The 14,836-nt window shown below is 41.0% G+C and carries 9 protein-coding genes and 1 pseudogene; 6 read left to right on the top strand and 4 right to left on the bottom strand.

Annotated elements, in window-relative coordinates; genetic code table 11:
• The first annotated feature begins 23 nt into the window (after nt 1–23).
• The 3 genes from I6F49_RS03745 to I6F49_RS03735 all read left to right on the top strand — a co-directional run bounded on the left by I6F49_RS03745 (nt 24) and on the right by I6F49_RS03735 (nt 4,209).
• The gene (locus I6F49_RS03745; protein WP_197178509.1) at nt 24–2,513 is read left to right on the top strand and encodes a hypothetical protein; all 2,490 of its coding nucleotides are present in this window, start codon (nt 24–26) and stop codon (nt 2,511–2,513) included.
• Complete coding sequence (locus I6F49_RS03740) at nt 2,500–3,492, top strand: hypothetical protein (protein ID WP_197178507.1); 993 nt, start codon at nt 2,500–2,502, stop codon at nt 3,490–3,492. The genes I6F49_RS03745 and I6F49_RS03740 overlap by 14 nt, the downstream gene beginning before the upstream one ends.
• Nucleotides 3,493–3,870: 378 nt before the next feature.
• Complete coding sequence (locus I6F49_RS03735; RefSeq protein WP_197142404.1) at nt 3,871–4,209, top strand: hypothetical protein; 339 nt, start codon at nt 3,871–3,873, stop codon at nt 4,207–4,209.
• 127 nt (nt 4,210–4,336) lie between these two features.
• Here the strand turns inward: I6F49_RS03735 and I6F49_RS03730 are convergent.
• Nucleotides 4,337–4,516: pseudogene (locus I6F49_RS03730) on the bottom strand (tyrosine-protein phosphatase); the annotation flags it as partial.
• A 129-nt stretch (nt 4,517–4,645) separates the two neighbouring features.
• Between I6F49_RS03730 and I6F49_RS03725 the strand changes: the two are divergent.
• The 3 genes from I6F49_RS03725 to I6F49_RS03715 all read left to right on the top strand — a co-directional run bounded on the left by I6F49_RS03725 (nt 4,646) and on the right by I6F49_RS03715 (nt 12,373).
• The gene (locus I6F49_RS03725; protein ID WP_231615024.1) at nt 4,646–6,805 is read left to right on the top strand and encodes an exonuclease domain-containing protein; all 2,160 of its coding nucleotides are present in this window, start codon (nt 4,646–4,648) and stop codon (nt 6,803–6,805) included.
• Nucleotides 6,806–7,273: 468 nt separating this feature from the next.
• Entirely contained in the window at nt 7,274–9,628 is a 2,355-nt protein-coding gene (locus I6F49_RS03720) for a TonB-dependent receptor (RefSeq protein WP_197178505.1), read from the top strand.
• A gap of 339 nt (nt 9,629–9,967) precedes the next feature.
• Complete coding sequence (locus tag I6F49_RS03715; RefSeq protein ID WP_197178504.1) at nt 9,968–12,373, top strand: TonB-dependent receptor; 2,406 nt, start codon at nt 9,968–9,970, stop codon at nt 12,371–12,373.
• A gap of 78 nt (nt 12,374–12,451) precedes the next feature.
• Here the strand turns inward: I6F49_RS03715 and I6F49_RS03710 are convergent, their stop codons facing one another.
• From I6F49_RS03710 to I6F49_RS03700, 3 genes are all read right to left on the bottom strand, one after another.
• Nucleotides 12,452–12,769, bottom strand: coding sequence for a hypothetical protein (locus tag I6F49_RS03710; RefSeq protein ID WP_165741065.1), 318 nt, complete (start codon nt 12,767–12,769; stop codon nt 12,452–12,454).
• 105 nt (nt 12,770–12,874) lie between these two features.
• Nucleotides 12,875–13,729: a hypothetical protein gene (locus I6F49_RS03705; protein WP_197178502.1), complete on the bottom strand. Its 855-nt coding sequence runs from the start codon at nt 13,727–13,729 to the stop codon at nt 12,875–12,877.
• The gene (locus I6F49_RS03700; protein WP_197178500.1) at nt 13,726–14,829 is read right to left on the bottom strand and encodes a nuclear transport factor 2 family protein; all 1,104 of its coding nucleotides are present in this window, start codon (nt 14,827–14,829) and stop codon (nt 13,726–13,728) included. The genes I6F49_RS03705 and I6F49_RS03700 overlap by 4 nt, the downstream gene beginning before the upstream one ends.
• Nucleotides 14,830–14,836: the final 7 nt, after the last annotated feature.

Here is a 14,836-nt window from a genome sequence, read left to right as displayed (position 1 = left end):
TAAGTATTGAGAGGGAGAACTTTTTGATTGATTTGTTGAAAATCTGGTTGAGCTCCAAGAGCTGGTTTTGGAAGTTTCGAACAAGGTTAGGAAAAATTGGTTTTGTCTTCGAGCGAAGCGCGTACAAGAGAAACGCCTCAGTCTTAAAAGCAAAGTCAAACACTCGCATTTTAGGTTCTTTCATATGGAGCGGTGTGAAAAGTTTGTTTTGGATCATTTTGAGTTTGGCAATCCTAATTGTCGTTGAAGGTTACATTAATAACAATCTATCTTGGTTCCCAACACTTAGTGCAGACGACAAGAAGTTTAATATCGAGCAGCTCAGACTGTACGCCCAGCTACTCACTGCAATATTCTCGATCTACTTTGCTACAATCGGCATTATACTGAGCGCCGGTTACACCAGACTTCGCCAAGATATTATCCAAATGCTCACCAACGAGCAGGTGGGGAGCGTGTATTCTCGAGTTTTGGTGTTTTCAGCGATGTTCTGTTTAGCTGCAACTACCTTGCCTTTGTTTGGATTAGAACCCGGTCTTTTAGTTTATGCCGGAGGTACAATCTTGACTCTGTTGAGCGCTTTTGCTTTGTTTCCTTTGGGCCAGAGGCTATTTAATTTCTTTGACCTAAATATTCTAGTTGGTAGCGAAATACTTCCCAAAATTGCGCGCCATATCGAAGGTGCGGCAAACCACAAAAATTCAAATTCATTGGCCAACCATCATTCAAAGGCGGCGCGTCTGGCTCTTGAACAACTTTCTTACATTGATGAACGTCTAAAAGCAAGCAAGGAAGGTTTGAAAGATAAACTGCCAGCGTTAACCGACGGTTATATGGCTTTGCTTTTGCACTACCTTCAACGAAAGCACAAAATAGATCAAGAAAGCTATTGGTTTCCTAGGCTGAGCATGCACAAACAGTGGTTTCTGGCGGGGGACACAGCCACTTCAATGGCGCTACAAACTAGCAGCCAGCAACCGCTGATTGAAGAAAAGACTGACCATCAATGGCTCGAAAACGACCTCGTTGATAAATTGTCTCACCATATTGAGCTAGCATTTAAAGTCGGTGACTTAGAGCTTGCATTAAAACTCATCGGTCGCTTCTCGACTCGTATTTCATCTTATGTAACACAGTTCCAGTTCGATATTGGCATGCAAGAGCTCAAAAGATTCAAAGAAATCATAGAGCAGGCTTTCGAGTCACTGGATCACGTAGCGGATGATAAATCAATGAAGCTAAAGATTAGCATAGCTGACACATGGGCTGCGCTAGGTAGTAACCTTTGTTTAGAAACACTACGCGGAATGCTTACATTTGAAAAAGAACTGGAAAATTTTTTTGAGACGGACGAGTGGTCCAAGAAGTCACTGAGTCGCCTACCTGCTTTTTTACAAGTAGAGCTAGCCTTCATCGTCGAACGCATTGAATTTGAAAAAATGATAGAGGGGCAGCGCCTATCCAAGCCCAAATACGTCCAACAGCTGGCTATTCAAAAGCTGTTGCTACACTATGAAAATGTCCTTCCTGCCGTATGCGACTTCTATCAAAACTTGCTCCCAGATTTTGTGGAGTCATTATCAGAGTTGAAAATGACCAAGTCCGCAACACAAGTGGTTCTCACAAGCTTACATAGCCATTGGAAACTACCACGTTGGATCGATGATATTGGCCAACTCGTCGGTCGGTATCATAAACATGTGCATTACACCGAAGAGCAATACAAATTACCTGAAATAAAGACCGTCGAGATGAACGAGCAACTTGCTTCAGCCCGAGATGACGCAATTACACGCCTCGGCAGTGGAACCATGGTCGGACACATATTCGAATCAAAACACAACGATGAACTACCGGATCATTTTGGACAGATCTACTTCGAGCTGGCCGAAGCGTGTATTAGTGCACTGGAAAAAAACGCTGAAAGTAAGTTGGACAAGGTTCTCCCTATGTTCATGTCGATGGCGTTTCTTGCGGCGGATTCAAGGTTTGCAGATCCATTACTGGATGTAAACAATGAGTTCAGGCTACATCTCATTTCAACGGTGATCAATGACTTGGCTTCAGTCTTAGGTTTTGCCATTCTTTATGGGGAATACTTTGGTAATGAAAAGTTGTCTGCAGGGGCGATAGCGAAGTTCGATGCCTGGATTGAGCACGCTACTGACAAGCAGCAGTACTTCAAAAGAATGGTACTCCTTTCAAACCCGCACAGCTTTAGCTTGAGTGCCTCGCCGCGTGGTCTAATCCGGATTAACTGGAAAATGTCGTTTGAACATCGCGCGAGACAAGATGGTTTTGGGGACCAGATGAGAATGACGCGAGGAGTGTCACACCCAAACAAAATCGTGAGGGAATTCCTGAGCTCGCATTCCGATGCGTCTCACCTGTTTTTTGCAAAACAGGTCGTACCGCAACTCGGTTTAATAGACTTCGAGATTGATTACCACATCACTAATCTTGCTCGCCGGTTGTGTGAGGAAGGAGAAGAGGTTCAGCATGAAGATTTTTAGATCCGAACCCTTGCACCTATATCAACATCATGATGCGCATCTTGGTTTTTTTGATAGACTATTGGTTAAAGGCGAACAAGAGAGGCCTGGCTTCAATCGCCGGATGTTCGATGAAGATTTTGCGAGATTGTTTAATTCAATGAGCCGTGGAAGTAGTAATTTATTCGAAATTGAGTCAAATGACGACGACCTCATGCAAAAGCTACTTGGTAACGTTAATACAAGATACGGTTCACATACTATTGACGAATCAATACGTGGGCTGGTGGAGGAAATAGCTCAGTCGCTAATTTGGTGCGGAAGTTCGTACTTTTTTATTCACGAAGATACAGAGCAGGAAAAAATTCACTTGGCTTCATTCCACTCATACGGCGTTCTGAGTCTTTTTGGTACTCTTATTCAGTGGGTGCCTAAGCGACGGGAAAGGCACTGGGATCGAGATGGCGAGGTATTTTCGAGAGAAATACGGATCTTGGATGCAGCCAAAGTAATGCGCTTCGACATGCCCATACTAATAAAACGCATGTTATCCGCACAGAACAGGACCTTAACTGTCCTTGACAAACACCAATTTGGGGAAACGAACTTCCACTCTCAGGCTACACACGACACTCCTAATCCGACCAACCATTTCGATTTTAGTGTGTGGAAAGATACGCAAGAACATGCTTTGTATCGTGCTACGCGAAGAACCGGCTGGAACGGCAGAAAATATGACTCGATAAAGCGATTGGACTTCTTCGATTGTCACCGACTTATCCGCTTTCGACGAAACCAACTCTTGTTGATAGATGATATTTTGAACCAACTCAGCAGTGAGCTCTCGAGGGTTGGTAAAAGTTACAAAGCTGATTTCTCGGTTAAAATATCGGGAACTGATGAATTGCCCAATGTCGCATACCTTAACGAATTGGAGGTGAAGCTGGCCCGTGAAGAGGTTGGAATCAACGAAATCTTAGACTATTGCTATGAGCGTTGAATGGCTGGTTCGTAGATCCGCATTACAGTGTTAACCCTAATGGATATTTTGAGCGTACATGATGTCTTAGGTCACTTCGGTTAAAATAACAAGTGGTTACAGTAATTATATCGCCATTTAGAGAAGGACGTTTATATGAATGTATTCGAGTGTGACCTTGTTGCGCTATTACTTTTCATTTTTGGAGTGATATTGTTCATCATTAGCTATCTAATTTTCACTAATATTAAAGGTGATTTGCTATTTTCAATCTAAATAAACTTCAATGTTTGATTAAAGCTCATAACAATGGAGTTAGAGCGGATACCGACAAGAGTAGGCCGCTCGACATAATTCAGCGTTAGCAGCCTCTTGGCCTATGAGTAATCGTGAGGGAATATGAAGAGTTTAATAGTAATATTTTTTAGTGTTTTTACTTTGCTCGGGTGTAGTAAACCATTACCTGAAAATAAATTATCATATGTAGGTGAATGGCAAAGTAAAGAGATGTATTTATTGATTCTTGCCGACGGTACCGTTTCTTATAAACGTTTAAAAAGCGGTGGCTCAACTTCGATTAATGCACCTTTAAAAGAATTTTTTGGGGATGACTTCATTGTAGGACTCGCATTTTTTACAACTACTTTTGACGTTACTAAAGCGCCATACCAAGAAGAAGGCAAGTGGTTCATGATTGTTGACGGTGTAATACTAAGTAAATCTATCGAGCAAACGTAATGTAAAGGTAGCTAACAAGAGTTAAAACCATCAACCGCTAATCCATAACTAGTATAAAAATATTTTTAGCACTATTTATAGTGCTAAATCCTCCCCAGTCTCTGCCTTACACCTCAAAGTTCTCTTTTTACAATTCTATAGCCAGTGCTTTAGGTCGAATGCTTTGTACTCGGTTGTATACTTCTTCTTTTGTGTAACCTGCAGAATTTAAAATAAGTGCAGCTACCAACTTTGTACGGCCAGTGCCGCCTTTGCAATGTATGACAATGGTCTGTTTGTGTAGTGTGGTTTGTAATGTGTCGCTTTTTACATTTAGTGCTTATTGACTCTGCATTATTTTTATATGGCAACTATAAGCATTACTGATTACAAGTTTAAGATTGAATAATAAGCGCAAATACTGGATACTGTTTTTATATACAGTTGTGGCGATATTATGAAAAAAGAATTACCAGCAAAATACTATTTAGCGCATTTTAGAGAGCTTATTGAGTTTGTAACAAGTAAATGCATGCATTTACTTGAGCCTAAACATAGTGAATTTATTAGTAAAATTAACCAGCTAGATGAGCAAAGCCAGTGCATGTTGGCGCGTGTGTATTCGCGTAAGCCTTATTTGGTGCAAGCGCAATCGCTTAATTATGAAGAAATAACCTCGCCGCATCAGGCTATTTATACGCTAAAAAAAGCCGGTATTTTATTTGAGCCAAACGAGCAGCATTACTCGCAGCTTTTGGCTCACTTAACCAAACCTGCTTTGCTGGAGTTGCTAAGTAATTACGACGAGCAAATAAGCTTTAAAAAGAGTGCCGCTAAAGGCGCGCTGGTGGATATTGCCCGTGAGTTTTTTAAAGCCTGCCCACACGAGCTTGCGCCGCTTTATAGCCAATATGTAATTAATAACCGCAGTGATTATTACGAGTATTTTGAGTTTTTATTTGCAGGCAAACTAAGCGGTGGTGATGTGAATCATCAAAATCGTTTTGTAATGCGAGACTTAGGCTTAACCGCTACGCGCGAAGGCCACAGCGAGAGTTTGTCGCGCTTTGAAACACTTAATGAAGCGCAATCAAACTATTTACTAAACCGTTATCGGTTAGTATTCAAAAATATAACCGATGAGAGCGATTACGTTGCTTTAGGGTCGCAGGTTTTAGTGCAAGCCGCGCACGGTGCCATTGCTGTTGCGTTAAAAAACAAATTATTAGTAAGGCTTTATCGGCAATTAAAAGGTGTTGATAGCGAACTTGCTTTTAGCTTACTTGAAGGGTGCGTGGATGATAGCGAAGCACAAGAAATTCAAATAAGAGAGCAATACAGGCTTGGCAATAAAGAATGGGTAAAAGCACGGTTAGAAGCCATTATTGAAAATCCGCTTACGGATGATTTACTGTATTTTGCTGACGATTTTTTAATGCGTAAGTTTAATAAAAAAACACGTTCGCGTTTAAGTGCCATGCTTAGCGATACCCAGTGCGTGCTAGAAATAGATGAACTGTACCGAGGTGAAGTAGAGCAGGGCGTAAACGATTATTATACTCGCCAAGGTATGGCAGTATTTAATACCGAAAACACGCTTTGGCAAAGTTTGTTTGGTTTAGTATTTTGGCACGAGTTATTTGTAGAGTCGCCTTACCCGCCATGTAATGAGTTTGATATTTATCCGCAAGTATTAAGGCTTGGTAATTTTTATGAAGCGCAGCAAACACAAATAGATGAGCGCTTAGCGCAGTGCCAAACGTCGCAAGCATTACTTAATTTAGTATGCAAAAATGCAGCGCAATACTTTGAGCAACCTAATGGTTTATTTAGATGGCACCAAGAGCTACTACAACCGTTAGAAGCACTCATTTTAAATAGCCCGCATGAGGCATTAATTACTCATTTAACCAATATGAGTAAGCATTATTTACAACTAAAAGACGGCTACCCCGACTTAATGGTTATCAATAATGGCAAAGTACATTTTGAAGAAGTAAAAGCACCGGGCGACAAACTTAGGCGCAACCAATTAACCACCATTGATAACTTAAAAAATGTGGGCTTTGAGGTACACATTGCCGCTGTTAAATGGTTTGTAGATCCAAACCGTATTTACAGTGTGGTCGATATAGAAACCACGGGCGGCTTAAAAGGCGGTAACCGCATTACCGAAATTGGCCTTGTAAAAGTACAGCACGGCAAAGTAATAGACACCTGGACGACACTTGTAAATCCACAGCGGCACATACCTGGATTTATAACGTCACTAACTGGTATTAGCGACAGCATGGTTTATAACGCGCCCGTATTTGCAGAGGTTGTAAAGCCACTAATTGATAAACTAGCAGGCAGTATTTTTGTAGCCCATAACGTTAATTTTGACTACGGCTTTATTAAAAAAGAATGCGAGATGGCAGGGCACTTTTTTAAAATGCCAAAAATGTGCACCGTGGTTGAATCGCGCAAAGCGTTTAAAGGCTTAAAGTCGTATTCGCTGGGCAATCTTTCATCGCACTTTAATTTAAATTTAACCAGCCATCACCGCGCCCTTGCCGATGCAACGGCTACTGCCGAGCTGCTATTACTTATTCAGCAATCCCAAAGTAGTGAATAGGTCCTCAGGTTAACTAAAAGCCACTAACTAGTTATGCTATGAATAGTCAGCACTTAATTGAAAATTAATTATGTGCTGACACTTAAAATTGGTCTTTAATATCATTTAGACTTCGGAGTCTAAATTGTGTGCTCTGTTTATATTCCCCCTCCTTTCTTTGTTTAAATCCTCTATATTAAACTGATCAAACCAGTAACTTTAAATCAGCTGTAAAAATTAAATTTGTTTATTATTAGTTGCTTGAATGAGTTTTATGTTTTTATTTTTATAGCGCGTGTTAGTTACGTGTAAAAGTTGCATTAATCGCTGTTGCATTCGAATGCAAAAAGCGGTAGTTTTTATGAGTCGAAAAAATAGTCATTTAAATATCGCGTTTTTAATAATTATAAATAATAAGAATGTGATGGTGGGGCATAGCGCCCACAGATGCTTAATAAAATTCATTTCAACAGGTGGAGAATTTATCTCATGACGACGAATATTTTACGTAAAACACTTATTTTTGCTGCTGTAAATACGGCGTTATTAGGCTCAGCATCTGTATTTTCACAAGAAGCAAAGTTAAACCCTAACAAAGAGTTGGAGGTTATTTCTGTTACCTCTACTAAGCGGGTTAAAAGTATTCAGTCGGTGCCTTTGGCAGTTACTGCGGTATCGGCTAAAGATTTACTAGAAAATGGCATAACTGATATTTTAAGCCTTGATAGCCTAGCGCCAGGTTTAAAGTCGGGTGTGTCTGGCAGTGATGCTCGCCCTGCCATGCGCGGTGCCAGAACAGAGCAAGTAGAAGCTAACGATGTTGCGATTGCGTTTTATTCTAATGGCGTTTATCGCCCTCGTCATGGGCAAGCACTTGCTGGTTTTGTAGATTTAGAGCGTGTAGAAGTACTTCGCGGGCCTCAAGGTACGTTGTTTGGTCGTAACTCATTTGGTGGAGCTATTGATGTAATAGCTAAAAAGCCAGAGCTTGATATTACCGAAGGCGGTATGGCTACAACATTTGGTAATTATGGTCATTTACGTGGTGAAGGCTTTTTTAATGCCGCTTTAACCGATGATACCGCAGTACGCTTTACCGGGGTGCGAGAAATACGCGACCCATACGTAGAGAATTCGTTTAATGAATCAGCAGGCTTAAAAGATGCTGATATGTATTTTTTGCGTGGCCAAATATTTACTGAGTTTAACGATGATGTAAATTTAAATGTAAAAGTAGAAACATGGCAGGACGAATCAAATGGCGGCGGTGCATTTGGCTATCATATTTTAGGTGTACCTATAAACCCAGCGACAGGTAAAACAAGCTTGTCGGCACCATTAACTGAGCGAATTGGTCGCGATGATGTGTGTGGCAGCAATTGTGGTCGCTTTGGTGCAGGCTTAGATAATGCAGCAACATCAGGGCTTGATACTGCACAAGGTGTGTCGTCAGACCCATTTACTCAGCAGTTTGATTACCAACCATCACGCGATGTAAGCGATGTAAGTATTAGCGCCGAGTTAAACTGGTCGCTAGAGTCGGTTGATTTAAAAATAATTGCAGCCTCAATGGATTACGAAGAAACACGCCTTACCGATGGTGATTTTTCGACTTATGCAGCCACCGTAGATGGTAACGCAATTGAATCTAAAACTAACTCGTTAGAAGTACAAGTTAGCTCTACATACGAAAGTGATTTTGAGTGGGTGGCTGGTATTTACTTATTTTCAGAGGATCTAGATAACGCTTTTTTAAATGCGAGCTACGGAGTCGTGGTTGATAATGTACCCGATACAACGCAGCCTCAAGCGCTTCAATATGCACCTTGGTTAAACCAAATTCAGTTAGAAACGCGATCAGCGGCGGCTTACTTTCAAGGTAACTACGCATTTAATGATGATACACGCGGTATAGCCGGCATAAGGTATACAAATGATAGCCGTGAGTGGGATATTTACGGTCAAAATACTAATGATTTAAGCACGCTAGATTTTTCAGAATTAGAAGTTAAAGACGCAGATGGCGATTGGAGTAAAGTCACGTGGAAGTTAGGCGTAGAGCATGACTTAACAAATTCTCAATTGCTTTATGCTACGGTTTCTACAGGCTTTTTAGCGGGTAATGCACAGGGCGCTTTTAATGGCGAAAATAGCTACGACGAGCAAACAGTAACGGCTTACGAAGTAGGCTTTAAAAGCATGCTGCTTGATAATTCATTAAGATTTAACGCCTCTTTATATTACAACCAATACGAGGACTTACTTTCTACGCGTTTTCAAAATGTAGGCGGTACGGCGGTATCGTTTTTTGGTAATGCGGGCGAAATTGATGCTGCTGGTCTTGAGCTTGAAATTGATTGGCAGGCAAGTGATGCATTGCGCCTAGGTGCACGTGCCGCGTTTACAGATTCTACTTATGGCGACTTTGTTACGCCAAATGTGTTTGAAGAAGGCGGAGAGACCATTAATGGCGTAGATAACTTACTGCAACTTGACGGTAACGAAGTGCAGTTAAGCCCAAAATATAACATTACTCTATTGGCGAGTTACGAGTTTGATTTAGGTGATAAAGGCCGCATTGTGCCTGCTACCAGTATTCAGTTATCGGATTCGTATACGACCAACGATCTCCCTTTTTCGTTTGGTACGCAAGATAGCTATCAAAAATACGATGCCAGCATTGCATGGTATTCGGCCGATAATGAGTGGGCCATACGCGCATATGTTCAAAATGCAGGTGATGAGCTTATTTTGCTTAGAACGGTTCGCTTTGGCGGTAACGTAGCGGCTGCTGACTATGCTAATCCTCGCACTTATGGTGTAAGAATAGGTTACAACTTTTAAGCCTGTTATCGCTTTTAACTGCTTCATACTCAGCTAGGGTTTAGCTGAAGTTAAGTTATTAATAAAATTGGATATTATTTAAAAGGCCAGCAATATTGTATTGCTGGCCTTTTTATTTTTTAGATTTCGAAATCATGATTATCTTAATTTTAAGCTGTTGTTATTTATTGTTTTTAATAATTAAGGTTAATTATTGGTCAGAAAGTTGTTGATCTTTTTGACTTCGAAGTCTATTTTGTATCAATGCATTTTCAATTGATACAATTTGTTTACTGTAATAATTGAAAATGTAGAGTTGGGGAGAAGTAGACACGTTTTAAACTCGGGAGAATAATTATAATGAAAGCTAAATTTACACGGACTCTCGTTCATTTTGCTGTAACAACTGCTATTGCAGCAACCACAATGAATGCTCACAGCGCCGAAGAAGCAACATCAACAAAAACTCAGCAGCAAATTAAAGAACCAGCGATTGAACGCATAGCCGTTACTGCAAACCGTCGCTCACAAGATCTACAGGAAGTATCATCATCAATCACTGCTCTCGGGGAGGCTGATATTGCCCGTGCCGGTATTATTGATGTTACGGGTCTTGAGCAGGTTGTACCGGGTTTACGTATGGGATCATCTGGTGGTGAGGTTCGTCCTGCCATGCGCGGCGCACGTACTAATGAGGTGGGTGTAGCAGGCACCGGTATTGCCGAGCAAATTGTAGGCATATTTCAAGATGGCATTTACGTACCTACTACCTCATCTGGTTTAGGAGCATTGGTGGATGTGCAGCGCATAGAAGTGCTGCGTGGCCCACAAGGTACTCTATACGGGCGTAACACCTTTGCTGGCAGTATTAATATAATTACTAATCAACCTGTTTTTGACGATTTACTGGGGAGTATAAAAGTTGAAACAGGGAGTTATAACCGCAGTGCTTACGAGGGTATTATAAATATTCCTGTAAGCGATACAATTGCGACTCGTTTTGTAGTGGCCTCTGATCGCCATGATGGCTATATCAATAATTTAGTGATTCCAGGACCTTCGGATGATTTACGCGAAAAAAATCAGTTTTATATGCGTAATGTCACTAAGTGGCAACCAAACGATAAGTTTAACGCAACGGTACGTTTTGACTACTCGCGTAAAAACTCAAACTCAGAAGCTATTTGGGGCTATCAGCAAATTGCGGGTTACCAAATAAGCGAAACGTCACCTGGCTCCGGTATATTTGATCCTAACCCTACAATTACAGCTGGGCATATTTATCAGCCAAGTGATGCACAGCACGAAGATCTTGGTCCATATGATGTTTATCGCAATAGCTTTTCGCTTGATAAACAAGAGAGCTTTTCGACAACAGTAGCACTTGAGTGGTATACCGATTTTGCTGATATTAAGTGGACGACTAACTATTCAACCCTTAACGGCAAGCAATACTACGACAACGACTATAGCGATGGCGGTATTGATTTTGTAGGTGGTTTTGGGCGAGTGGACGATCAAAAAACTCTATCGTCTGAGTTACAGTTTGCGTCAAATAATGATGATTCTGATTTTTCGTGGATTGGTGGACTTTATTACTTTGACCAAGAAGCAGATTGGAGCTGGTTATCGCATGCAGATACAACAGGCGACGGTGTTTCAGACTCTGTTGTTGTGCCTTCGTGGGGGAATCCAGATTACGACCCGCATACGGCTAAATCTATCGCAGCGTATGGGCAGTTACGTTATCAAATTAGTGAAGACTTACGTGTTGTAGGTGGCTTGCGTGTTAACCAAGACGATAAAACGTTTACTGGTGATACCATTCCCGATTGGGATGATTCTGCAATGTTATATAAAGCGGCTGCAGAGTACGACATAAACAAAGACATAATGGTGTATGCAAGCGTAGCCACGGGTTACAGAACGGGTGGTGCAAACGATTCGCGGGTGGTAGCACGCGGTGCAGACCCACTTTATGATAACGAAGATGTTATTTCGTACGAAATGGGTATGAAGAGCTACTTGCTAGATGGTGCAATGCGTTTAAATGTGTCGGTATTTATGAATAAGTACGAAGACGTAAAAGCACAGTTGTTTGCAACGTCATGTAACGATACAACAACGGGTGATACCGTTTTAGAATGTGTGTCTGCAGGTACAGCCACAACATTTGAGTATTACGAAAATGGCGGTGACGTAGAAACAAAAGGCCTTGAAGCCGACCTTCAATGGGTACCAATTGATAATTTAACACTTACCGGTACGTTATCGTTATTGGATAGCGAATTTGCGGATGGTTACGCTGTGGGTAACGAGCAACTTCGCCCGTTGCTAGCACTTGGTAATCAAGGCGGGCGTCAAGATATAAACGATAATTCAAGCCAATTTAGTTTTGAAGGCTGGCGACCTGCAATGGCGCCAGAGTACAGCATGGGGCTTTCGGCGCGTTATGAATTTAGTTTAGGGGGCGACTCGTACTTAGTACCGTACATTCAAATGAATTACTTAGACGATTACTACGCGTTTGATACAAACATCCCTGAGGTAAGAGTAGATGCGCATTTAATGGCTGATGCACGCCTAACTTGGTTTATAAACGACAGCGTACAAATTGAGGCTTATGTTAAAAATATTGGCGACAAAGCCATATTAACGCGTGGCGTGGTGCATTCACAAATTGTTGATGGTTTGCCAGCTAACTCAGTACAAGCAAACTGGAGCAACCCGCGTACGTGGGGCGCGAGCTTAAAATATCAGTTTTAAGGTTTCCTAAAATGGTCAAATGACCATAACTTTCAGCCAGTTAATAAATTTATTAGCTGGCTTTTTTATTTAAAAAAGTTAGCGAATTAGCTCGCACTGAGCATTAGTATCATATTTAGCGAGTCTTTTTTTACATTCATCTAGGGCTCTTTTATTTGCTTTAGATTGTGAACTGTACCCCTCTGAAAAACCATAAAACTCGCCGCCATTTTCGGTTTTCCCTAGTGCGAATGCTTTTCTGCCAGCTCTTGACTCGAATGTGGTTAATGCATTTACCGTAGCTACATTATAAGAACTTGAGTCACACAAAAGCGCGTTGGGTTCTACTTCACATAGTGTAGGCGTAGCTTGGCAGCCAGTTAAAAGTAAGACGATACCTATACTGAGATACTTCATTTATTGTCCTTAATTATTATAATTTAAGGCTTAATGTACCTAAAAAAGTTGAAATTATAAACAAAAAAAGCGCTCAGTGAGCGCTTGAAGGGAAGTAATAAGTGTTTACAGTGCGAATTGCTGATTTAACGCGAGGGTGTCAAATTGCATAACTTCGCTTGATATTAGAGTGTTAGTAAATGTAATAACGGTGAGTATTTGTTGGCGAACGCGTACGTTTTTGGCATTAAAAGTACCATCGAGTGTCCAGCAAATTGTTGCTTGGTTTAAGGCACTGTCAAACTGTACGGTTTCTAATTGGGCGTAGCATCTGCTTAGGGTTTGTGAAAGCGCTAAATGGCAATTTAACAGCGCATCTTTTGATTGTGTTTCGTTACTGCCAGCAAGAATAACGTCTGCATTTTTAGCATAAACACTTTCAAAATTAGCTAAGTTATTAAGCTGCCAAATTTGCCACCAATTATTTAATGTTTCGGCGGTTTGCGTTGGTAATTCACAAATATCACTGGGCGTTGCATGAAAGGTCGTTGGGTGCAGCTGGTTATCTAAATCGCAAACCATAATAGGGTCGCTTTTAGGTAACTTAGGGATCACCAGCGTATTATTACTTGCCTCACCTGTAAATTCGTTGTTAGCCAATAAGAGCGTATCAACGACACATTTTACTGATTTTATGAAGATGTTATTGTGCTTTATAACAAATGAAAGTCTTACTGGTTTTAGCAATTTTTTTGGTTGCAATACCAGCTGTAAAATCTCAAGTTCCTGGCCTTTACTGTGCGTTTTAGATATTAATTCTGATACACCATATTGCGCTAAAAAATCAAGCCATAGCGGCTGTGCTTGCAATGAACCCATGGCGGTAAAGTGATGTTGTTGCCAACGGCTACTGCGCAGCAATTTACCTGAAATAGTTTTAATATCTGCTTTGGTGTATAAATCGATAATTGCGTTGATCATGCATTTACCTCCAATTCTGTTTGGCTATTTAATGCGTGTGCTCTAAATAGGTTTGCGAGTAGCGCAACTTCGTCAAAAACGGTGACTTCTTCAATGATTTTTTGGTTTTTGATACGTAAATGTGAGGCACCCAACACAAAATAAGGAAGATTTTTTAGCTCACTTAATTCACCGCTTTGAGGGTTAAAATGCCCCGCAAGTGACCAGCGAATTGCAACATCTGTAGTGCTTTCATCAAAGGGTGTAATTGCTAAGTGATCGACGGTTAGCTTGGCATCAGGGCAGTTGGCAAAAAATTGTATAAATACGCCATTTATTTGTGCAAGGCCGGTTGCCATTCTGCCGCTTGGCCATTGTTGTGTGGCCGTTAAGTTATAAAACTCGTGTATTTTGGCAAATTGCTTTTGGTTAAATAATGTATCTAGCCAGTTATGCGCAAATGCGGCCAGTTCACCGTCTAAAATTGGAGTGCTTGGCGTGCGGTGATCAATTGCTTGTACTCGGGTAAACTCTTCATCAAGCCATAGGGTATGTTTTTCTTTACTTGGTACTTTGGCCATGTGCTTGGCTACATTAATAATACTTAGGCCAAGTTGTTTAACTAAAAAGCCGTTGTCGCGTACTAGCCATTCTTTTACTATTTTATTTTCAAAACAAACGCAGTCGGCAATGGTGGTTACTCGGCCTGTTTTATTTGTAGCAGGGCCAAATTCTGAGTTACCGGTATTACTCATTACACTGCTAATTAAGTGTGATGAGTAGTAATGCTCGTTGCCGTCTTCTGAAAAAATAACATTTTCGCCAATTAGGCTTCTATCAGGGAATGCGGCAATGGTTTTAAGTGTGCCTTGAATAACATCTTCAATATTTTCGCCATAAGCGCCAAGTGTAAAAACAGGGCATACATCAGCGTAATAGCGATAACATAAACCAATGTTTTTTTGCTCCCAAATGCGGTGCGTAATACGTAAAATGTAATCAACAATATCAACAAACTCTTCGTCAAACCCTATAAGCGCTTGCTGCTTTTTACTTTGCGGGTTTAATACGCTCGATAAAGGCAGCCAGTAAGGTTGGGTAATTGTGTTTTGTGTGCTCATAAATACC

Source organism: Pseudoalteromonas sp. SWN166 (assembly GCF_015864485.1).
In the GTDB taxonomy this organism is placed as follows: domain Bacteria; phylum Pseudomonadota; class Gammaproteobacteria; order Enterobacterales; family Alteromonadaceae; genus Pseudoalteromonas.
This window is presented reverse-complemented; position numbering and strand designations above follow the sequence as displayed.